General features: G+C 68.3%; 18 protein-coding genes. 7 read left to right on the top strand and 11 right to left on the bottom strand.

Features of this window, described 5'->3' with window-relative positions; all coding sequences use genetic code 11:
- Window positions 1-3 precede the first annotated feature (3 nt).
- The 8 genes from ACFXJL_RS27515 to ACFXJL_RS27480 form a co-directional block, all read right to left on the bottom strand.
- Window positions 4-1,533, bottom strand: a complete 1,530-nt coding sequence (locus ACFXJL_RS27515) for a class I adenylate-forming enzyme family protein (protein ID WP_384696779.1) — start codon at window positions 1,531-1,533, stop codon at window positions 4-6.
- Window positions 1,534-1,546: 13 nt separating this feature from the next.
- A complete protein-coding gene (locus ACFXJL_RS27510) occupies window positions 1,547-3,022 on the bottom strand; it encodes an aldehyde dehydrogenase family protein (RefSeq protein ID WP_384696776.1) in 1,476 nt (491 codons plus the stop codon).
- A 43-nt stretch (window positions 3,023-3,065) separates the two neighbouring features.
- Window positions 3,066-3,881 carry an SDR family oxidoreductase gene (locus ACFXJL_RS27505; RefSeq protein ID WP_358878128.1) on the bottom strand — a complete coding sequence of 272 codons (816 nt, stop codon included), beginning with the start codon at window positions 3,879-3,881 and terminating at the stop codon, window positions 3,066-3,068.
- On the bottom strand, window positions 3,878-4,378 hold the full coding sequence (locus tag ACFXJL_RS27500) for a Zn-ribbon domain-containing OB-fold protein (protein ID WP_384696772.1): 501 nt from the start codon (window positions 4,376-4,378) through the stop codon (window positions 3,878-3,880). Before ACFXJL_RS27500 ends, ACFXJL_RS27505 begins: the two co-directional genes overlap by 4 nt.
- The gene (locus ACFXJL_RS27495) at window positions 4,375-5,568 is read right to left on the bottom strand and encodes a thiolase family protein (RefSeq protein WP_384641323.1); all 1,194 of its coding nucleotides are present in this window, start codon (window positions 5,566-5,568) and stop codon (window positions 4,375-4,377) included. The genes ACFXJL_RS27500 and ACFXJL_RS27495 overlap by 4 nt, the downstream gene beginning before the upstream one ends.
- Window positions 5,569-5,570: 2 nt before the next feature.
- Complete coding sequence (locus tag ACFXJL_RS27490; protein ID WP_384696768.1) at window positions 5,571-7,832, bottom strand: CoA transferase; 2,262 nt, start codon at window positions 7,830-7,832, stop codon at window positions 5,571-5,573.
- Between the two features lie 676 nt (window positions 7,833-8,508).
- Window positions 8,509-9,168 (bottom strand): class I SAM-dependent methyltransferase, encoded by a 660-nt coding sequence (locus tag ACFXJL_RS27485; protein ID WP_384696764.1) that lies wholly within the window; start codon window positions 9,166-9,168, stop codon window positions 8,509-8,511.
- Between the two features lie 185 nt (window positions 9,169-9,353).
- Complete coding sequence (locus tag ACFXJL_RS27480) at window positions 9,354-10,172, bottom strand: class I SAM-dependent methyltransferase (protein ID WP_384696761.1); 819 nt, start codon at window positions 10,170-10,172, stop codon at window positions 9,354-9,356.
- Between the two features lie 189 nt (window positions 10,173-10,361).
- Here ACFXJL_RS27480 and ACFXJL_RS27475 point away from each other — a divergent pair, with 189 nt between their 5' ends.
- Complete coding sequence (locus ACFXJL_RS27475) at window positions 10,362-10,916, top strand: OsmC family protein (RefSeq protein WP_358878122.1); 555 nt, start codon at window positions 10,362-10,364, stop codon at window positions 10,914-10,916.
- Window positions 10,917-11,147: 231 nt separating this feature from the next.
- A complete protein-coding gene (locus tag ACFXJL_RS27470; RefSeq protein ID WP_384696758.1) occupies window positions 11,148-11,555 on the top strand; it encodes a hypothetical protein in 408 nt (135 codons plus the stop codon).
- Between the two features lie 110 nt (window positions 11,556-11,665).
- On the opposite strand, the gene ACFXJL_RS27465 is transcribed toward ACFXJL_RS27470, so the two are convergent.
- The 3 genes from ACFXJL_RS27465 to ACFXJL_RS27455 all read right to left on the bottom strand — a co-directional run bounded on the left by ACFXJL_RS27465 (window position 11,666) and on the right by ACFXJL_RS27455 (window position 15,150).
- Complete coding sequence (locus tag ACFXJL_RS27465) at window positions 11,666-12,367, bottom strand: helix-turn-helix domain-containing protein (protein ID WP_384696755.1); 702 nt, start codon at window positions 12,365-12,367, stop codon at window positions 11,666-11,668.
- A gap of 41 nt (window positions 12,368-12,408) precedes the next feature.
- The gene (gene fdhA, locus ACFXJL_RS27460; protein WP_358878119.1) at window positions 12,409-13,635 is read right to left on the bottom strand and encodes a formaldehyde dehydrogenase, glutathione-independent; all 1,227 of its coding nucleotides are present in this window, start codon (window positions 13,633-13,635) and stop codon (window positions 12,409-12,411) included.
- Window positions 13,636-14,145: 510 nt separating this feature from the next.
- On the bottom strand, window positions 14,146-15,150 hold the full coding sequence (locus ACFXJL_RS27455) for an aldo/keto reductase (RefSeq protein WP_384696752.1): 1,005 nt from the start codon (window positions 15,148-15,150) through the stop codon (window positions 14,146-14,148).
- Window positions 15,151-15,237: 87 nt separating this feature from the next.
- On the opposite strand from ACFXJL_RS27455, the gene ACFXJL_RS27450 reads away from it, so the two are divergent.
- From ACFXJL_RS27450 to ACFXJL_RS27430, 5 genes are all read left to right on the top strand, one after another.
- Window positions 15,238-16,146, top strand: coding sequence for an AraC family transcriptional regulator N-terminal domain-containing protein (locus ACFXJL_RS27450; RefSeq protein WP_384696749.1), 909 nt, complete (start codon window positions 15,238-15,240; stop codon window positions 16,144-16,146).
- Window positions 16,147-16,418: 272 nt separating this feature from the next.
- Window positions 16,419-17,036 (top strand): TOPRIM nucleotidyl transferase/hydrolase domain-containing protein, encoded by a 618-nt coding sequence (locus tag ACFXJL_RS27445; protein ID WP_384696746.1) that lies wholly within the window; start codon window positions 16,419-16,421, stop codon window positions 17,034-17,036.
- A 578-nt stretch (window positions 17,037-17,614) separates the two neighbouring features.
- The gene (locus ACFXJL_RS27440; RefSeq protein ID WP_384696743.1) at window positions 17,615-18,913 is read left to right on the top strand and encodes a flavin-containing monooxygenase; all 1,299 of its coding nucleotides are present in this window, start codon (window positions 17,615-17,617) and stop codon (window positions 18,911-18,913) included.
- Between the two features lie 113 nt (window positions 18,914-19,026).
- Window positions 19,027-19,425, top strand: a complete 399-nt coding sequence (locus ACFXJL_RS27435) for a hypothetical protein (RefSeq protein ID WP_384696741.1) — start codon at window positions 19,027-19,029, stop codon at window positions 19,423-19,425.
- 339 nt (window positions 19,426-19,764) lie between these two features.
- A complete protein-coding gene (locus ACFXJL_RS27430) occupies window positions 19,765-20,406 on the top strand; it encodes a DUF1326 domain-containing protein (protein WP_384696738.1) in 642 nt (213 codons plus the stop codon).
- Window positions 20,407-20,616 lie beyond the last annotated feature (210 nt).

Here is a 20,616-nt window from a genome sequence, read left to right as displayed (position 1 = left end):
AGGTCACGGCGTGGTGGCGGTCGTGTGCAGCGCCTTCTTGTCGACCTTGCCGTAGGCGTTCTTGGGCAGTTCGGGGACCAGGTGGTAGCGGCGGGGGCGTTTGAAGCGGGCGATCAGGCCGCGGCAGTGCGCGTCCAGGGCTGTTGTGTCGGTGTGTTCAGGGCCGGTCGGTACGACGAACGCGACGACGAGCTCGCCCCACTCGGGGTCCGGGACGCCGACGACGGCGGCCTCGGCGACGCCGGGATGGCTGACCAGCGCTTCCTCGACCTCGCGAGGGTGGATGTTGGTGCCACCGGAGACGATCAGTTCCTTGGACCGGCCGGCCAGGGTGAGATATCCGTCCTCGTCGAAGACTCCGAGGTCCCCGGTGCGCAGCCAGCCGTCGCGTAGCGCCGCCGCCGTGGCCTCGGGATCGCGCCAGTAGCCGGCCATGACCGTGGCTCCCATGACCTCGATCTCACCGATGCGGCCGGGTGGCAGCGGTCTGCCCTCGCGGTCGCAGACCCGTACGCGGACGGCGCTGTGCGCGGTGCCCACCCCGGCCAGCCGCGCTGTGTGCCGGGGGTGTTCGGTGTCCTGGTGGTCGGCTCTGGACAGGGTCGTGATGGTCATGGGCGATTCGCCCTGGCCGTAGATCTGGACGAAGCGCTGTCCGAGGACCGAGACCGCGTCCTGGATGTCGGCCAGGTACATGGGCCCACCGCCGTAGATCACGGTCTTGATCCCCCTGCCGTCCGTGCCCCGCTGTCGGGCGGCCTTGACCAGCCGTCGGACCATGGTGGGTGCGGCGAAGAGGGACATCCGGCCCACCCGCTCGGCCAGTGTGAGCACCTCGTCCGCGTCGAACCGTCCGGTGGCCGGGAAGACATGGCGCGAGCCCGCACGGACGTGGACCAGCCCGGACAGGCCGGCGCCGTGGGACAGCGGGGCCGCGTACAGCACCGCCTCGCCCGGCCCGATCGGATCGACGTCCGCGATCTGACACAGGGCCATGGCCAGCAGATTGCCGTGGGTGAGCATGACGCCTTTGGGGCGACCTGTGGTGCCTGAGGTGTAGAACAACCAGGCGAGATCTCCGGGACCGCGTTCGGCCGGTTCGCGCGGTCCTCGTACCTCGCGCCAGGGGGCGTCGTCCACCGGGACCGCGTTCGGCCGGTTCGCGCGGTCCGTCGCCTCGGAAGGGTCCGTTTCGCCACCGGTGGCCTTGGCGTCGGTGAAGACGAGGGTGGCGCCCGCGTCCTCGATGACGGCCGCTCTCTCCCCTGCGGTGAGTTTGCGGTTCACGGGTACCGCCACCGCGCCGCACCACCAGATGCCGTACAGACACTCCAGGTACCGGGCCGAGTTGGTGAGGTGAAGCGCCACCCGGTCACCGGGAGCGACACCGTGCTCGGCGGCCAGCCAGGCCCCCACCGACGCCGAGGAGGCCGCGAACGCCGCGTAGTCGGAATCCACGCGTTCCCCGGTGAGCAGGGCCGGGGCTCCGGGGGTGCGCAGGGCCGTGGCGGCGAGCCAGTGTGCGATGTTCATCTGCGTACCCTCCTCATCGCAGCAGGATCTGGACGGTCTTGAGCTCCTGGAACTCCTCCAGACCGATGTGTCCGAACTCGCGGCCGGTGCCGCTGTCCTTGTAGCCCCCGTGCGGCATGTCGTCGATGCCCGCCGTGTTGTAGCTGTTCACGAAGACCTTGCCGGTGCGGATGCCCTTCGCCACCCGGATCGCCGTGTCCAAGGAGCGCGTCCAGACGCCTCCTGCGAGTCCGTAGGCGCTGTCGTTGGCGAGCGCGACGGCTTCCTCCTCGGTCTCGAACGGGATCACCGCGAGGACCGGTCCGAAGACCTCCTCCTGCGCGAGGCGCGAGGAGTTGTCCACCTGGTCGAACACGGTCGGTTCCACGAAGTGCCCCTGCTTGAGGGCCGGGTCGCTGGGAGCTCCGCCACCGGTGACGAGACGGGCCTCGGAGCGTCCGAGGTCGATGTAGCCGAGTACGCGCTCACGCTGCTGTTCACTCACCAGCGGACCCATGGTGGTCGCGGGGTCCCGCGGATCGCCGAGCACCTGGGCGCGGGCGTGTTGGGTGAGCGCCGCGAGGAACTCGTCGTGGATGTCGCGGTGCAGCAGCAGTCTGCTGCCGGCCGAGCACTGCTGGCCGCTGTTGAAGGTGAAGGCGGTGAGCGCGGTCAGTGCCGCGTCCTCGAAGGGTGCATCGGGGAACACGATGTTCGCCGACTTGCCCCCGAGTTCGAGTGCGACCCGCTTGGTGTTGACGGCCGCTGACCGCATCACGTCCCGACCGCTGGCGGTCGAACCGGTGAAGGCGATCTTGTCGATCTTCGGTGATGCGGAGAAGTGCCGGCCCACGACCGCACCGCGCTCCCGTTGCGAGGTGACGACGTTGAAGACCCCGTCGGGCAGTCCCGCCTCGGTGAGGAATCGGGCGAGGAGCAGCGCGGGCCCGGGGCAGAGGTGCGAGGGCTTGGCGACGACGGTGCAGCCGGCGGCCAGTGCCGGAGCCAGCTTGCACACCACACCGAGCAGTGGGAAGTTCCAGGCCGTGATGAGCGCTGCGACACCGACCGGTTCGCGCAGGACGAGTCCGAGCGCATCCGGATTGCGATCGCTGACCGCCGAACCCTCGGCTGACAGGGCGAGCCCCGCGTAGTAGTCCAGACACCGTGCGGCGGCGGCCACTTCACCGAGTGCGAGGGTGACGGGCTTGCCGGATTCCAGGACCATGCGCTCGGCCACCGCGGCGGAGTGTTCGGTCAGCAGCCTGGCTGTTGCGCTCAGTACCTGGAAGCGGACGCGGGCGGGAGCGGTGGGCCAGGGGCCGTTGTCGAAGGCGGCACGGGCGAGGCCCACGGCTCGGGCGGCATCCGCTTCGTCACCGTCCGCGAAGACACCGGCGAGGGTGCCGTCGAAGGGACTGAACCGTTCGAACACGGCGCCGGACGCGGCGGGGCGGTCGGCGCCGCCGAGCCAGAGTTCGTGGTGAGGGGGTTGGGGCAGGGACGTCATGGGAGATCCTCCGGGATCGGGTGTTCGGGGTGCGCCGGCCGGGTCAGGTGTGGGTGAGGCCGCCGTCGCAGGCGATGGTCTGTCCGGTGATGAACGCGGCTGCGGGGGTGCTCAGGAACAGCACCAGACCGACGAGGTCCATCGGCACTTCCTCGCGCTGGATGCACTGGGCGGCGATGAGCCGTGCCTTGCCCTCCTCGGTGACCGTCTCGCGCGGCACCTCGGTGAATGTCCCACCGGGCTGTACTGCGTTGACCGTGATGCCGTGGCTGCCCAACTCCCTGGCGAGGGAGTTGGTCATACCGACGAGGGCGGCCTTCGACGTCACGTAGTGGAGGTAGTTCTTGACCCCCAGGGGCACCGCGCCCGAGACGATGTTCACGATCCGTCCCCAGCCCGCCTGCCGCATGTGCGGGGCCACGGCACGTGCACAGAGGAAGGCACCGGTCACATTGACACCGAGGACCGCGTCCCACTCGTCGAGGGGAATCTCATCGAACGGGCGCATCGCGAGACTGGAGAAGATGGCCGCGTTGTTGATCAGTACGTCGACGCGTCCGTACTCCCGGACGACCGACTCGACGAGCGCCTCCACGGATTCGGGATCGGAGACATCGGTCTCCACCGCCAGGGCTGTGCCACCTGCACGGGCTATCTCCGCGGCGACCTTGCGGGCGGAGTCCCCGTTGATCTCCGCGATCACCGTGATGGCCCCTGCCGCGGCGAACTCCCGTGCGTACTCGCGGCCTATGCCCTGGCCACCGCCGGTGATGACGACGACCCGGTCGCGTACGGCGAAGTCACGTCCGCGCGAGATGCCGTCAAGGGTGATGGACTCCGGTGCGCTGACTGCGTTCATGCCTGCTCCTCGTGGTGTGGATGGGTGGGCGACGGAGTCCATTGGCACAGGCGCCATGTTCCGTCGGGGGATTGGTCGGGGGCCTCCGCGACCGCTGTGGCCGCTGTGACGGGAGGGCTGGTGTCGGTGGGTGTGACGGATTCGAAGACGGCCCGCAGGGGCATGTCGTGGACCAGCCCGGTCGCGTCGATGCCGACCAGGTTGCCGATGAGGATCGGACCCTCCGTCGTACGGACCGCGCCCACGAGATAGGGGGCCGGAATCCAAGGGAAGTACTGCCGGTGGAACACCGTCCAGGCCAGCAGCGTGCCGGTACCGGAGAGACGTTCCCAGGAAGCCTCCTCCGCCAGGCAATCGGGACAGACCGGTCCCGGTGGATAGCGGAACTGCCCGCATCCGCCGCACCGCTGCAACCGCAACTCGCCCGCTGCCGCGTACCTCCAGTACGGAGCGTCGTAGCGGCCCGAAGGGGGTGCCGGCCTCGGTGTCTGGTTCATGCGTCAACCCCTCGATGGGCCCGATAGATCAGCGAGGTCACCTTGCCCGCGACATCGGAGATGTACTGGGCGGTCCTGGCCTGCGGGATCTGTCGCTCACCGGCCTCCCCGCGCAGTTGGCGTACGCATTCGGCCTGGTGGCCCCAGCCCTGCATATAGCTGCCGGAGAGATGCCCGCCCGCGGTGTTCACCGGCAGTCGGCCGCCCGGCCCCAGACCGCCGTCGGCGAGCAGGCTCCCCGCGTCCCCCTCCGCGCAGAAGCCGAATCCCTCCAGGGCGAGTGGCACGTGCACACTGAAGCTGTCGTACACCTGGAGGACGTCCACATCGGATGGACCCACTCCCGCCATGGCATAGACCTGCTCCGCGGCCTTGCGCTGCGCCGGGCGGTAGAAGTCGACCAGACGTGGCCGCAGGCTCGTTGCGTCCCGGTTGTGGTCGGCGCGCCCGATGCCGCTCAGCAGCACCGCGGGGCGGCCGAGCCGGCGTGCCCGTTCGGCAGTCGTCACGATCAGGGCCACACCACCGTCGTTGATCAGGCAGTAGTCGAACAGCCGTAGTGGTTCGCAGATGTACCGGGCGGACAGATAGTCGTCGATGTCCAGTGGGCCGCGCATCACGGCGTTCGGATTGAGCCGTGCGAAGGCGCGTTGTGCGACGGCCACCTGGCCCAGTTCCCGCGCGGTGAGCCCGGTGACGGCCTGGTAGCGGTTGGCGAGCAGCGCATAGAGCGCTCCTTGCGAGGTCAGGCCCCAGGGCGCGTAGTAGGTGTACGCGAGGTGGCGCTCCCCGCCCATGGCGTTGTGGCCGCCGTACGCGGTACCGGCGGTGCGCTGGTCGTTGCCGTAGACCAGGGCCACGCACTCCGCCACACCCGTGTGGATGGCGAGGGCGGCCTTCAGGACGGCTTGGACCGCGTCCGCCTGGTCGGCCCAGCGCACATCCATGCCGAGCACCTCGCCGAGCCGTTCGCTCGCGGTGGCCGGTCCGGCGACCAGTCCGTCGATGTCGTCGCGGGTCAGTCCGCAGTCGTCGAGCGCCCTGCGGAACGCGGTGGCGGCGTATCCGTACGCGTCGTGGTGGCGCTCCCCGCGGCGGGCCAGGGCGTAGTCACCGGGATAGTCGGTCTCGCCGACGCCCACGATGGCGATGTCGTCCCGCAGTGTGGCGAGTCGATCGAAGTCGGGCATGGTCAGCGCTCCCTTGACACGAGTGCGGTCGGTGCGGTGTCGCCCCGGGCACCGAACTCGACGGTGAGACCGGGATCGGGGAAACCGAGCCTGGGCATCACGCTGTGGACGTCGGTGGGTGTGGACTCCAACCGGAACGGCGGCCCGAGTACGGTCCAGCGGTCACCGTCGGACGTCGGGCGTTCCACGATCAGGCCGCGGGCAAAGGTCTGCTCCTGGGCCAGCACTTCGTCGACCGTTGCGACCGGAGTGTGTCCGCCGTTCTCGGCGAGGACAGGGCCGGTCGAACCGGCCACGATGGCTGCCTGCGGGGCGGGTGTGCCGTTCCAGTTGCGGTGTGTCGCCCATGCGGAGCCGTCCTGCATGGCCAGGTCCAGGGTGGCGCCGGGCCCCCCGTGTGTCTCGCGCTGTTCGACGGCTGCCAACACACCGAGCAGCCCGAACAGGCCGCCGAGCTGGTCGGATACCGAGATCCCCGCCTTGGTGGGAACCCCATCCACGAGGGTCGTGTTCATGACGCCGGACATGGCCTGCACCACGGTGTCCAGTGCGGGGCGGCCGGGGTAGACGGTGTGGTGGCCGAAGCCGTTGATCGAGCAGTAGACGAGGTGAGGCAGGGTGGACTTCACCTGTGCCGGCCCGAATCCGAGCCGTTCCAGCGAGCCCGGTTTGAGATTCTCGATGAGGACGTCCGCGGAGGCGAGCAGATCCCACAACACCTTGCGGTCGTGCTCCTCGCGCAGGTCGAGAACCAGCCCCCTCTTGTCCGTGTTGAGCAGGGCGAACACATACGACTGACCGTCCGGGCGCAGCGGGGCGTTGTGACGGTTGGAGTCCCCACGGGGTGGTTCCACCTTGATGACGTCGGCACCGAGCGCACCCAGCTGCTTGCCCGCGAGTGGACCGACCGTGTTCATTCCGATCTCGACCACCCGGATTCCTTCGAGCGGTCTCGTCGGCGGTGGGGTGTCAGGAGGTGAGGTCTCGGGGGAGGCGGACTCGCCTGGGTGGCCTGACCCCGGTGCAGCAGCCGGTGCAGGAACCGGTGCAGCAACCGGTGCTCCCGGAAGGGGGCGTATGCCGTTGCGCCCGTGGTTCACCACTCGGCTCAGGACCTGTTCGCGGTCGGCATCGCGCGCCGGGATGCGCTGATGCGGGGCGTCCGACCCCCATCGCACCGGACAGCCGGGGAGCAACACCCGTCGGCCGGTCCCGGGTTCGATTGCGGTCCGTACCATCGAGCGGTGCCGCAGATTCGGCTCGTCCGCCAGTTCATCCACGGGAACCACCGGGCCGCTCGGAACCACCGCCCTGGTGAGGGCGTCGACACACTCCTGGACCGGGCGTCCTGCGGTCCAGGCACCGACCACCTCATCGATGGCGTCGACGTTCTCCATCCGTCGGGTCGTGGTCGCGAACAGATCGTCGTGCACCAGTTCCGGACGGCCCATCACCGTGCACAACCGGGCCCACTGGTCGTCCGTCGGTGCGCAGATCACCACCCATCCGTCGTGGGCGGGGTAGGTGTTCCAAGGGGAGAGTGTTGGGTGCCGATTGCCGTTGCGGGTGGCGACACGTCCGGTGAACGGCAGCGGAAGGAATGCGGCGAGGGCGTTCACCGCCACGTCGTACAGTGCGATGTCGACGCGCTGCCCGAATCCACTGAGGCGTCGGGCGCGCAGTGCTGCGATGGCTGCCGAAGCGGCGTAGACGGCCGCTTCCATCTCCAGGAGTGGAGCACCGAGGAGCACGGGCAGTCCGTCTCGGCGCCCGGTGGTTTCGGCGACCCCGGAGACAGCCTCGACCAGCGCCTCGGATCCGCTGACTCCGGCGAGCGGGCCGCTGTGTCCGAACGCTGTGATGTCGCAGACGATCTGCCGTTCGGGGCGCTTGGAGCGCCTCGGGTGGGAACCGTCCGCAGATTCCGCTTCTTCGCGAAGGGCGGTCGTTCGCTGACGATTCCGTTCGGCATCGCCGTCGAGATCGCTGGAGAGCAGAACGATGTCGGCGGCGTGCATCAGCTCTGCGTAGGTCTTTCTGCCCGAGGGCGTGCCGTGGTCTATGACGACGCTCCGCTTGCCGGCCGCCGTCACTGCTCTGTCCGTCCACTTGTGGTCCGTTCGCGGCCGTGTCGGTTCGACGAGCACGACCTCCGCTCCGAGCTGTGCAAGGAGCCCCCCGCATGCCGCAACGGCGGTACGGGCGCCGACTTCCACGACCAGGACATGCCTCAGGAGCCCGGAGTTCTCTAGAGCCTCAGCCATGTTCCACACCTCTATGTGCGCAGTGCGCACATTCCGTGCGCGTTGCGGTGAGGTTACGGCAGAAAATAGGGGCTCGTCTAGAGAAAACACCCACGAATGCCAGATGTGATGACGAGCCGCCCATGACGAGGTCGGCGGGGGAACGGATGAACACCCGAGGTGGACGCCGTGAGGCCGACCGTCCGAGCCGCGCCCCACCACGCGCGGCACGGATGGATGCGGTTGCCGGCGGCTGACCGCGCCCTCCTGGATGGCTGAGACCCGTCGCCGGGCCTCGCGATCCCGTGCACGGCACTGTCCGGTCGCCGCACTCACCGCGGGACAGCCGTAACCAGGGCCGTGCGCCATGTCTCGGCGAGGCCCTGAGGACTCGTCGATCGGGAACCCCTGCGGTACGGCGGTACACGGTGTTCGGGCTCAGGCATACGGGTGCGGAGCAGGGTGGCCGAAGGCGACGTGGTGGGCGCCTGGTTCACCGTGCACGGTCGCCACTCGGGCGACGACCGTCCCGCACGGCGGGAAGCACCTAGGCGGACGCCTCCAGGCCGCGTCGTCCCGTACGGGAAGAAGGCGCGACCCTTCAGTTCCGGGAACCCGGTCCGTTCGGCGGCCGTCAAACGGACCAGGTCGGAAGAGGCGCCATCATCAGACGCCCGACCTCAGAGGGGACGGCACCTCACGGCAGTACGGGCTTCTGGGCGAGGAAGGTGACCATGGACCTGTCGGGACCGCGGTCGGATACCTCCACCAAGCGGGCGGTGACGATCAGCCCGGCCTGGTCGAGAAGCTCGGCGATCCGGTCCGGCGGCAGCAAAAAGCACTCGAAGGACACCGGATGGCCGCCGTACGCCTCGGTGGGACGGAGGTGCTCACCGGCGCCCGCATGGCCGGCGAGCATGATCTGACCACCGGGTGCGAGCGTGCGATGGAACTCGCCGAACACGACCGGCAGCAACGCCGGTGGAGTGTGGTGGGTGGAGTAGTAGGCGAGGATACCGCCGAGTTCGTCGTCCCCGATCGCCAGTGCCGTCATGGAACCGACGGCGAAGCACAGGTCCGGGTAGGCCCGACGGGCCAGCGCGACCATCGTGGGCGAAAGGTCCAACCCGAACGCGGACACCCCTTGCGCGGCCAGATAGGCCGTGACCTTGCCAGGCCCGCACCCCACATCGGCGACGGGCCCGAGGCCGGCCGTACGTACGATCTCGGCGAAGGCGTTCAACATGCTGCGGGACAGCGGATCGAGCTCCGCTGGTGATCTGACCTGCTCGACGTAGTCGAGCGCGACCGTGTCGTACGAATCCCGGACCGCGGCGAGGTGGGAGAGATTAGACACGCGGACGACTATAGGCCGTCCACCCAGGATGGTTCAGGCATTCCCGGCGGTGCTCGGTGAGAGCGCTCCGTCGGCGATCCCCTTGCGCGGTGCGGTGGCGAGATCCGGGCAGCTCGCCACCGCTACCGCCGGCCAGTCGGTCCTTATGCCGCTGGTTGCAGACGGTGTTGTCCACCGGTCTGCCGCTAGCGGGTTCGGGCAAGAAAGAGGTCGCTCAGGTGGTGCAGGTCGATTCCGCCGCCATGGGAGTCCAACAGATGTGCCGTGTCGGCGAGTGCTTGTGCGCGACGGTCCGCGGGCAAGATGCGATAGGCGGAGACCGAGGCGAGGTGTGCCAGATAGCGATCGGTGTCGAAGCGCACCTCCTGACGGAAGCGGACCGACCGCGCATCGGTGAAACGGCCGTCCCGAAGGCACTCGGCCTCGGGCCAGATGTCGTCGGTGCCCCCGCTGCCGGGCTCATCACCAAACGAAGAGGCCAACCGCCCGTGCGGTGAGTCGACGACACCGTGACGGCGGTCGATCTCGGCGAGTTCGGTGTGCAACCCGCCGTCCACAACACCGAGCGGATTCCAGAACAGCGCCACCGCGCCACCCGGTTCCAGCGCCGAATGAACCAGGTCCCAACGCCGATCCGGTGCCATCCAGTGCCAGCACGTGGCTGCGAAGAGCAGCCCGAAACGCCGGGGACCCGGCCGCCACTCCTCGAAGCCACAGACCTCGATGTCCACCCCGGGGTATCCGGCGGTGTTGCGTCGTAGCACCTCGGCCATGCGCGGATCGGGTTCGACGCATATCAGCGGGATCCCGTGCGCGGCGAAGGGGACCGTGGCCTTCCCGGTACCGGCTCCCACCTCCACCGCCGCGCGATCGCCCAGCCGGGCGTACGCCAGCACGTCCCGCACCAGGGCATCCGAGTAGCCGGGACGGGCGACGTCGTACAACTCCGCCACCTCACCGAACACCCTGCTTCGCACCGTGTCGGCGCGCCCGTCCGCACTCATGCAGGTCCCTCGTTCCCCGGTCGACAGACCAACACCCTATCGACCGGGCCGATCAGCGAACCATCGCCAGTGGGCCGGCGGTTCCCCCACGCGCCAAGCGGACCGGGGCCTGCCCCTCAGCCTTCCCGCGCCGTCGACGGAAGCACCAGGGGTCGAAAGCACCGACGGAAGCCTCGTACGCTTCCCGCCATGACCATCACACCGGCCCGCAGACCGGGTCTCGCCGAACATCTCAAGGACAAGGGCGCGGCCATGCGCGCAGCTGCCGACCGTCGTCCGCACGACACTGACTGGGACGAGGAGATCGGGGCCGTGTGCGTCGCCGACGATGCGACCGGTGTACGCAAAGTCCGCGTCGGAGACTGGTCGTTCATCGGGGACGGGGGTCCCGACATCGGGGGCTTCGGCCTCGGGCCGTCCTCGCCGGAACTGCTCTGTGCGGTGATCAGCACCTGCCTGACGCACACGCTGTTGTGCATAGCGGCACTGGACGACATCCCGATCGACCGGGTCGAAGTCCACGTCCGGGCCCGCAACAACGACGCACGGTTCTTCGAGGTCCCCTCCGACGCACCGGACGTGCCCTACGACCTGAGGGCGACCGTCTCCCTGACGGGCCCGAGTTCCGCACAGCAGTACGCCGCCCTCCGCGCTGCCGCCGACGAGCGCTGCCCGATGCTGAAGATGGTGCGGTCCCAGCACACCATCGAACTGGACACCGGCACTTCGGACAGCGCCGACTGAACCGAACCATCGGATGATCAGGGCGCCATCGACGCACGACGTCGGGCGAATGGGAGACGCCGCCGTTGTCGCTTCCGTCCGCCCAACTCCGCCCGCGGACCGATGGCTTCTTCTGTGCGTGTGGCCAGCGGGATCTGGACGGCTGCCTTGACTGCGGGCGTCGTCCAAGCCAGCCTCGCTCCCGGGTGATGGCGCGATGCGCGCGGTCCGCATTCCGGCGAAGGAGGCACGATGGAGTGGTGGCACATGGTCGACGGCGCGAGGCCCGTGCCCGACCCCGTGGCCACTTTCTTCGTCTGGACAGCGGCGTACGCGGGCGCTTTCGGACTGGTGAGCGTGTTCGACCTACTCGGCGTCCTGGACCACACCAGACTCGCACTGGCCGCTCTCGCCGTGTTCGCTGCCTTGCTCGGGGTCCGTGGCCGCTTCGCCGCTGCCCCGGGGACGGCACTCGTCTGTTGGGGATTTCTGAACGTCTTCGCGACCCATCCCATCGGTGAGATCTCCTGGGCCGGCCATCGCGATCCCGAGTGGATCGCCTGTCTGTTGGCCGCCGCTCTCATCGGTACGGTGGTGGGCCGAATCCGGCACGCGAGGGCTGCCTACCGCCGCATCACCCCGTTCACGGACGTCGACTGACCCTCCGGGCCTGGTGACTTGTCGGCCAATTTCTGATGGTGACCGCGGTGAGTGTCCTCCCGAGTTCGATGGGGGCAGCCGCCCCGGCCGTGCTGTTGGATCCATGGGCCTCAGGACAGGGGCGGGCGGAGCGCATTTTCGATGGTGCGCCCGGTGAGACGGTGGGGGCGAACAGCCACCCAGAGATCGCGGTGCCCACCTGCCCAGGCGAGGTCGCTCACCTGTGCGTCCAAGGCGTGGATGCGCTCCGCGTCGGTGATCTCCTGCCCCCTGCCGACCGCGAGCACGCTCCAGCCCGTGCGAAACGCATCGTCGATCCGGTCCACCTCGAATGCGACCTCCGCCCCGACAGCCGCGGCGGGCACGCTCCCCGCCTTCGTCCGGTAGACGATGTCCTCCCCGCTCATCACATAGTTGACCGGGACGATCGCCGGTCCCTCGCCGGTGGAGACGGCGATGCGTCCCACTCCGGTGCGGCCGAGCAAGGAGTGACACTCGGTCTGGTTCAGCTCCCGCAGCCGGGCGTCCGCCCCCGCACGTCCTGCGCCCGGTGGCTGTTCGGAAGTGGCGCCGGTGAGTTCGGGAACCGTCGTGCCCAGCGCGTCCGCGAGCCGCAGCAGCACACCCATGCCCGGAGCCGCGGCGTTCTCCTCGATGTACTGGACGAAACCGGGAACGGACCCGGTCGCCTCGGCCAGTTCCTCACGGGACAGGCCCAGTTCACGCCGGCGGGCGGCCACCCTGCGCCCCAGATCCGGGACGGACCTGGGTGAACCGGTGGATACATCAGGCTGGGGCGCTCCCGAAGTCACGGCGTCCTCCTTCGCTGGGCCGAGGCGCGTAGCTCGGCCGGTCAGATGGGCTGGGCGCCGTCGAGTGCGCCATGCGGATTGAGGACGTACTTGCGGCTGGCCCCCTGGTCGAACTCGGCGTAGCCGCGCGGCGCGTCGTCCAACCCGATCACGGTCGCGTTGACCGCGCGGGCGATGTGGACGCGCTCGTTGAGGATGGCCTGCATCAGGCCGCGGTGATAGCGCATGACGGGGCACTGACCGGTGGCGAAGGTGTGACTCTTGGCCCACCCCAGGCCGAGCCGTACCTTCAGGGTGCCCGTCCGGGCGTCCTGGTCGACACCGCCGGGGTCGTCGGTCACATAGAGGCCGGGGATGCCGAGCGCCCCGCCCGCCCGGGTCAGGCCCATCAGGGAGTTGAGGACGGTGGCGGGCGCCTCCTCCGAGTCCTTGCCGTGCGCACGGGCTTCAAAGCCGACAGCGTCGACGGCCGCGTCGACCTCCGGCTCGCCGAGTATCTGCTCGATCTGCTCCTCGGCGGTGCCCCGGGTCAGATCGACGGTCTCACAGCCGAAGCTACGGGCCTGCGCCAGACGTTCGGCGTTGAGATCTCCCACGATCACCACTGCTGCGCCCAGGAGTTGGGCGGAGGCAGCGGCGGCGAGCCCTACCGGCCCGGCCCCGGCCACGTACACCGTGGACCCCACTCCGGTGCCCGCGGTGACCGCGCCGTGGAATCCGGTGGGGAAGATGTCGGACAGCATCGTCAGATCGAGCAGCTTCGCCCGTGCCTGGTCGGGATCGGGGAAGCGCAGCAGGTTGAAGTCCGCGTAGGGGACCATCACGTACTCGGCCTGTCCGCCGACCCAGCCGCCCATGTCGACATAGCCGTACGCGGCTCCGGGACGGGCCGGGTTCACGTTCAGACAGATGCCGGTCTGCCGCTCCTTGCAGTTGCGGCACCGGCCGCAGGCGATGTTGAACGGCACCGACACCACATCGCCGACCTGGACGAACTCTGCGTCCGGCCCACGCTCCACCACTTCGCCGGTGATCTCGTGCCCCAGCACCAGCCCGGCCGGTGCGGTGGTTCGCCCACGCACCATGTGCTGGTCGCTGCCGCAGATATTGGTCGCCAGGACCTTCAGGATCACACCGTGGGGACATTTGCGTCCCACGTTCTCGCGTGCCACCCCTGGCCCGTCCCGGAGCTCCAGTCCCGGATAGTCGGTGTTCTCGATCTCCACCGTCCCCGGCTTCATATAGGCCACTGCCCTGTTCCCGGTCACGCCACATCACCTCCGTGTCCCCCCGGGGGGTCGCGCGAGCCATCGCCCCCGGGGGCTCCGCGTACTGTTCGAGTCTCCTCCTCAACCGACAAGGACGCAGCCCGGGACCCAGGGGCCGAAGCCACAGCCACCCCGTGCAGCCCTCGGCCCTCCACATCACCCACGGTCACGCACTGCCGTCCCTACGGTTACCCGGACGACCCGAGGGAGGCGTGGACGGTGTCGGGGTTGTGACGCCGCTCGGGGTGCTCGACGGGAGGCCGGGAACGGTCGATTCCGTTGGGTGGCGTGCCAGGATCAGCCACCCGGAGGATCGACCCCTCAACGGGCAGACCGAGCGTAGGGGCAGGCCGCTCGCGCGACTGAGAACCGCATCTCACCGCCCCAAGGGCGTACCAGATCATGGCGATCCGGTTCTGTCTGCCCCTGGAGCGGGTGCACCTCCCGATTCTGTCGGCCTACCAGCATGGGTCTGATCAACGCAGGGTCGCCCAGGACGGCCTGCCGGCATCACCAGGACGGCATCATCGACTCCGGATAGCGGGAGCCGGCGGCCCCGAACGGCAGGATCCTTCGGATCTCTGTCAGATCCTCCGATGTGAGGCTCACCCGGGCAGCCGCGGTGTTCTCCGCCACTCGTCGCGGGCTACGTGTGCCGGGGATGGGCACGATGTCCTCGCCCTGGGCCAGCAACCAGGCCAGCGCCAACTGGGTGACCTCGATTCCCTTGGCGTTCGCCAGTGCCGTCAACTGACGTACGGCGGTCAGGTTCTTCTCGTAGTTGCCGGGTTGCCAACGGTCGTCCCAACTGCGCATATCGTCTTCCGGGTATTCGACCGCGGGTTTCACCGCGCCGGTGAGGAACCCACGACCGAGCGGTGAGTACGGGACGAATCCGATGCCGAGTTCGCGCACCAGCGGCAACACATCGCCCTCCACCGTGCGCTCGAACAGCGAGTACTCCGTCTGCAGCACCGAAATGGGCTGGACGGCGTGGGCGCGGCGGATGGTGTCGGGTCCCGCCTCGCTCAATCCGAAGTAGCGCACCTTGCCTTCGGCGATCAGCTCGCCCACCGTGCCCGCCACGTCCTCGATGGGTACGTCCGGGTCTACACGGTGCTGGTACAGCACATCGATGTGATCGGTGCCCAGGTGGCGCAGGCTGTTCTCGGTGACCTCGCGGATGTGTTCCGGCCGACTGTTCAAGGCGACGCCGGCTTTGCTCGGATCACTCAGATCGAAACCGAACTTCGTGGCGAGCGAGACATCGTCACGGAAGCCCTGCACGGCGCGTCCGAGCAGTTGCTCATTGCTGCCCGTGCCCAAACCGTACAGTTCCGCCGTGTCGAAGAGGGTGACGCCCAGGTCGTACGCCCGGCGAATGGTCGCGACACCGCCGTCCTCGTCGGCGGCGCCGTACGCCAGTGTCATCCCCATCGTGCCGAGGCCGATCGCGCTGGTCCGCAGACCCTGTGTGCCGAGCTTGCGTTCCGGCAGTCGTGTGTGGTGTGTCATGTGTTCAACGCTAGGAGCGCGTCGGGCGGGAGTCATGGGGCGAAGGCCGCATAGGATTGCCCGATCCTCTCAGTAAGGGAGTCCCTCATGCCGGACCGTCTCTCCGCCGCGATCGCCCGGCACAGCGTGGGACTGTGGTCCGACAGCGCGGTGCCGCATCTCACCCTGGTCACGCTCGACGAGCCCGTCCCCAGCGTCGATCTCCTCTATCTGCCCATGGTCTGTTTCACCACCGGCGGTGCGAAACGCATCGTGGCCGGCGACCGCAGTTGGGTCACCGGTGAGGGCGAGATGCTGCTCAACTCCGTCGTGGCTCCGGTCACCGCCACCTTCGAGCAAGTGCCCTACCGGTCGGTGGTACTCCGGCTCGACGGCCAGCTGCTCGCCGATCTGCTACTGGAACTCGATGCAGCGGACCCGCCCGCGGGCCCCGGCTCCGGTGAACAGATCGGTGCGCCGATCACCCCGGAACTCCTTGACGCGGTCACCCGGTGGGTCGGCCTGCTCGACACCCCTGACGACATCCGTCCGCTGGCCGCGCGCATCGAGGGCGAGATCCTGTACCGATTGCTCGGCACTCCGCTCGGTCCAGCCCTGCGCCGGTTCGCGGTAGCGGACTCCGGGGCGGCCCGGGTACGCGCCGCCGCCCTATGGATCTCCGAGCACTTCGCCGAACCGCTCGGTGTCGACACCATCGCGAAGGTGGCGCATATGAGCGCCGCAACCCTGCACCGGCGCTTCAAGGCGGCCACCGGTATGAGCCCGTTGCGGTTCCAGAAGCAACTGCGCCTCCAGGAGGCAAGGAGGCTCCTGGTCGCCGGCAACACCACGGCGGCGCTCGTCGCGGAAGCCGTCGGATATGTGAGCGCCACCCAGTTCAACCGTGAGTACCGGCGCGCCTACGGGCTGCCGCCCGGCCAGGACGCGGCCCGCCTGCGTCGCCGGCTTGCGGACGACGGGAGGAAATCGGTCGCCATCCGTCCGGCCAGCCGTTAACGTCCGGATCCGCGAGGTCTGGGACCGGACCGGACCGGACCGGGATGGGGAGCAGGGCATGGAGATCGAGGGCATGCGGACCGACCGTTTGGGCCTGCTGCTCGATCAGTTCGACCAGGCGAGGGCGGGCCACCGGAGTTCGGCGGGGACTCCGCCCGCCTCTGGTACCTCGTCTGCCAGCCGTCGATGTCGATGCCGGGGCTTGGCTTCCCGCTCGATGCAGGGACGGACGTTCCCCACTGCGGTGGCCGAGGAAGGCGGAGACTTCACCCATGGCTGATCTGGCGAAGTTCCGGGAAGCGGTGGATGCTTGGGCGGCCGGTGGGCCCGGTGACCTTGCACGCGAGCTGGCCGCGCGGCTGACCGTCCGGACGGTGGTCCTGCTCGAAGGACCCAGCGATGTCGCCGCGGTCAATGCGCTGGCCGCGAACCGCGGTAGGAACCTGGAGGCCGAAGGGATCTGCGTGCTCTCCATGGGCGGTGCCATGAGCGTCGCACGCTATGCCGGCCTCCTCGGACCATCTGGTGTGGGCCTGCGACTCACAGGGCTGTGCGACGAGGCGGAGCGCCGCTACTATGCCAGCGGCTGGGAACGGGCCGGCGCCGCTCCAGAAGGGTTCTTCGTCTGCAAGGCCGATCTGGAAGACGAACTCATCCGGGCGTTGGGCGTCACACGGGTGGAGGAGCTCGTCCGGGCAGAAGGCGATGTGCGCGCGTTGCAAACCTTCCTGCGCCAGCCCGCACAACACGGTCGACCACGCCATCGACAGTTGCGGCGCTTCCTCGGCACGAAGAAGGGGCGCAAGATCCGCTACGGGCAGGTTCTCGTCGAGGCCCTTGACCCCGACCGCGTACCGACCCCGCTCGACGACCTGCTCACCAGCCTTTGACGGCTGGTCGACCGCCGACTCGGCAGGAGAACTCGGGCGCGGGACGGCTTCATTGTTCCGCGGCGTCGAAGCGGACCATCGCCGTTTCATCACGCGGCGGAGGATTCACCGTTGTTCCGTCACAACTCGCCGTGTCCTCCTGCTGTCGTGGGCCACACAAGCGGCCGAAGTCTGCTCTGGAGACGGACCCCTCGCCTGATGGTGTGCCACATGGGTTGAGCCTGCCCAGGCACATCAACTAGCCCACTGCCGATGATGCGTGAGTGCATCCCCGCCGCATTTCGCGTGGGGAGCCCGCATGTTGATGCTTCGTTCCAGTTGACATCAAGTCGACTTGACCAGGCAGGATTTCCAGCAGGCGCAGCCTCAGCAACGGGTCTTCTCCTGCAACCTCCGGCTCCCGTCTCTCACAGGCGGCGGTGTCACGCGAACCGTTGTCGTACGGAGGCGTGGACAACTGTCTGTATATGTGCAGGGCGGAGGACAACGGGATCTGAGGCGACCGTACCGGTCCGTGGACCGGGCGCAGTCAGCGATTGCGGACAACTCATCGCAACCATGGGGAGAAGGGTTCGATCGTGGCAGGACTCGAATACGCGGAGACCGTCGTCATCGGCGCTGGCCAGCAAGGGTGTGGGGTAGCCGCGGCCTTGCAGGAGCTCGGCCGGGAATCCCTGGTACTGGAACGGGGGGAGATAGGTCAGGCTTGGGAGCACGAGCGGTGGGACAGTCTTGTTGTGGGCAGTGGGAATCGATCGGTGCGGTTCCCCGGTTGGGCCTATGACGGTGATGACCCCGACGGCGCCATGTCGGGACGGGAACTGGCCCGGCATCTGCGCCGTTACGCGGAGGAGCGTGACCTCCCGGTGCGGCAGCACATGACCGTCCGGGAGGTCGAGTGCCCTCCGGGCGCTTCCGACAACGACACCGTACGGTTTAGGACCCATCTGACCACGGGTGATGTCATCGAGTCCCGCAACTTGGTCGCGGCAGTGGGTGGTTACGCGGCACCTCGGGTGCCAGCATTGGCGTCCGACATCGATCCGTCCGTCAAGCAATTGCACTCGCGCGACTATCGCAACCCCGATTCCCTGCCGGATGGGGCCGTCCTCGTCGTGGGGGCGGGAATCAGCGGTCAACAGATCGCGGACGAACTCGCGGGTGCCGGACGTGCCGTCTTCCTGTCGGTCGGCCGACACCACGCATGGCCGGGGCACTACCGTGGCCGCAGTCTGTTCGAGTGGATGTTCGCCTTCTCCCTCTACGAAGACTTCGTCACGCCGGGCATCGGTGGGACAGCGACACTGCCGGGCTTGCCAGTGACCGCACGGAAGGACGGCAGCGGCGATCTGAATCTCGGCACACTGGCGAAGAAGGGGGTCGTCCTCGTCGGCTCGACACGGGCGGCGGAGCAGCGGATGCTCTTCCTGGCGGACAACGTCACCATCATTGCGGCGGAATCTGCCCGTTCGTATCGGCAGGTGATCGACAAGATCGACGCCGGGATACTCGACCGAGGATTCCCGGTGCCGGCACAGAAGCCGGTCCCTGAAGTCGACCTGGAGTGCATAGCGGACTTCGGAAGCAGCCTCGATCTGGCGCGCCACGACATCACAACGATCGTCTGGTGCACCGGATTCACCCCCGACTACCGAATTCTTCCGGCTGGAGTGCTCGACGAACACGGCGCCCCCGTCCAGAACAAGGGCATCCTCGGGGCGGTTCCCGGTCTCTATTACGCGGGGCTCCCGGACGGGAACTCACTCGCCACGGTGGGCATTTCGGCCACCGTCGAGAACGGACGGTTCATCGCTCGCCAGATTCACATCGACCACGTGTTGCGATCCGGCTCCTCTGCATCCGTCATCACCGCTTAGGGCGCTGCCCCGTTCGTCCTGCCCAGGCGGCCCGGGATGCTGCTGATTTCTCGCCATGGAGTGCGACACCCATAGGATCCAGGCCGCAGATCTCGGGTACCGGAGGATTGATGATGGACAGCGCACGGATACGTCTCGGCAGTGATGTTGCGTGGCTGGAATTGGAACACACGGGCGGGGACAACTGGCGAGTGTCCGCCGATTGGTGCTCCTGGCTGAGGGCGGACTTCAACGCTCACCTCACCGTGGAGGAAGTGTTGGACTTCGCCACGCGGATGCTCGCTCAGCTCGGTGCCCCGACGGGACGCCGCTTCTCGGCGGCCATGACTCCGGGCCGCAACAACCCCATGACGCTGACCGCGGAATCCGTGGGGAGTGGGTTCGCCTTCTTCGTGTGCCTGACGCCCAACGGGGACGACACGGTGTGTCAGCTACGGATGGAACTCGGGCCCATCCCCGTCACCGAACTTCGGCGCGGATTCGACGCTTTGCACTCGGCTCTGACCTTCTGAGGACCGCTGTCCCGGATCGGTCGGGTGGCGTGGGCGCGGTCCCTGTCCGGGCGCCGCCCCACTGGGCGTCGGGGCGGGTGGATTGTGCACCACGGAAGTACCTCGTGAGTACCTCGTGAGTACCTCGTGCAGTGGGCTCGGCGGTGGACGGTCGGCCACCACCGAGCCCACTGCTGTTGGCCTCGTCGGGCCACGGAAGGTGCAGGAAGGGGCACGGGTCCTCCCCACAGACTCAACTGCATACCCCCTATGGGTATTTGACGGGGTGATGGGTCGCTGGTTAGCCTCTGACGGCAGAGAGATACCCCGCCGGGGTATCCGATCAGAGGGGAATGGTCGATGAGCGAGACGAACTGGCACCTCAAGGGCGAATGGTTCGACGTGTGCAGTTGCTCGATGCCCTGCCCTTGCACCTTCGCACAGGCCCCGACGAACGGCTGCTGTCTGTTCACACTCGTCTGGCAGATCCACGAGGGGCACTGCGGGGACGTACGTCTGGACGGTCTGGGAGTCGTGGCCCTCGGCGAGTTCGCCGGGAACATGTGGGTGGACGATCCCGACGCCACGATGACGGTGATGTTCTACATCGATGCGAAGGGGACTCCGGCACAACGGGACGCGCTGGAGGAGATCTTCCGGGGCAACGTGGGCGGCTGGCCCGGCAAGTTCGGCTCACTGATCAGTGAGGTTCGCAGTGTGGAGTACGCCCCGATCCACTTCGATGCCGCACAGGACCTCGCGTACTGGCGTGCCACCGTATCCGACAAGGTGAGCGTGGGAGCCGCGGCGCTCACGGGTCCCACCTCGGACCCCGAGCGTCGGGTGCAGTTGATCAACGCTCCCGGGGCGGAGGTGGGACCCGGCCAGGTGGCGACCTGGGGTGTGGTGAACGCGGATCGCGCCGAAGGTTTCGACTTCTCCCGTCAGTACCGTGGCGGCTCCAGCAAGCACTTCCCGTTCGACTGGCAGCCGGAGGCATAGCGATCCCCGCCGCCTGCCGCACACCCGGTTCGCCCTCTGATGTCTGACTCCGCCCGGAGCGAGGCCGGGAGCCGGTTCGCGCAGTGGATCCCTATGGTCCGGGCGCGAGCCGGTTCGAGGGGGGCGTGCACGGCGCACGGGGGGCGCGATGGCGGTACCCGTCCGGATTTTGCGCGCCCTACCGACGACCGTTGGGCGCAGTAATGATGA

Source organism: Streptomyces sp. NPDC059256 (genome assembly GCF_042753785.1).
Taxonomy (GTDB): domain Bacteria; phylum Actinomycetota; class Actinomycetes; order Streptomycetales; family Streptomycetaceae; genus Streptomyces.
Note: the sequence above shows the minus strand (reverse complement) of the source record. Positions and strands in the feature narration are given on the sequence as shown.

Excerpts from the sequence above, each read along its gene's own strand:
- ACFXJL_RS27515 (WP_384696779.1), bottom strand. The coding sequence starts at position 1,533 with ATGAACATCGCACACTGGCTCGCCGCCACGGCCCTGCGCACCCCCGGA.
- ACFXJL_RS27510 (WP_384696776.1), bottom strand. The coding sequence starts at position 3,022 with ATGACGTCCCTGCCCCAACCCCCTCACCACGAACTCTGGCTCGGCGGC.
- ACFXJL_RS27505 (WP_358878128.1), bottom strand. The coding sequence starts at position 3,881 with ATGAACGCAGTCAGCGCACCGGAGTCCATCACCCTTGACGGCATCTCG.
- ACFXJL_RS27500 (WP_384696772.1), bottom strand. The coding sequence starts at position 4,378 with ATGAACCAGACACCGAGGCCGGCACCCCCTTCGGGCCGCTACGACGCT.
- ACFXJL_RS27495 (WP_384641323.1), bottom strand. The coding sequence starts at position 5,568 with ATGCCCGACTTCGATCGACTCGCCACACTGCGGGACGACATCGCCATC.
- ACFXJL_RS27490 (WP_384696768.1), bottom strand. The coding sequence starts at position 7,832 with ATGGCTGAGGCTCTAGAGAACTCCGGGCTCCTGAGGCATGTCCTGGTC.
- ACFXJL_RS27480 (WP_384696761.1), bottom strand. The coding sequence starts at position 10,172 with ATGAGTGCGGACGGGCGCGCCGACACGGTGCGAAGCAGGGTGTTCGGT.
- ACFXJL_RS27475 (WP_358878122.1), top strand. The coding sequence starts at position 10,362 with ATGACCATCACACCGGCCCGCAGACCGGGTCTCGCCGAACATCTCAAG.
- ACFXJL_RS27470 (WP_384696758.1), top strand. The coding sequence starts at position 11,148 with ATGGAGTGGTGGCACATGGTCGACGGCGCGAGGCCCGTGCCCGACCCC.
- ACFXJL_RS27455 (WP_384696752.1), bottom strand. The coding sequence starts at position 15,150 with ATGACACACCACACACGACTGCCGGAACGCAAGCTCGGCACACAGGGT.
- ACFXJL_RS27450 (WP_384696749.1), top strand. The coding sequence starts at position 15,238 with ATGCCGGACCGTCTCTCCGCCGCGATCGCCCGGCACAGCGTGGGACTG.
- ACFXJL_RS27445 (WP_384696746.1), top strand. The coding sequence starts at position 16,419 with ATGGCTGATCTGGCGAAGTTCCGGGAAGCGGTGGATGCTTGGGCGGCC.
- ACFXJL_RS27435 (WP_384696741.1), top strand. The coding sequence starts at position 19,027 with ATGGACAGCGCACGGATACGTCTCGGCAGTGATGTTGCGTGGCTGGAA.
- ACFXJL_RS27430 (WP_384696738.1), top strand. The coding sequence starts at position 19,765 with ATGAGCGAGACGAACTGGCACCTCAAGGGCGAATGGTTCGACGTGTGC.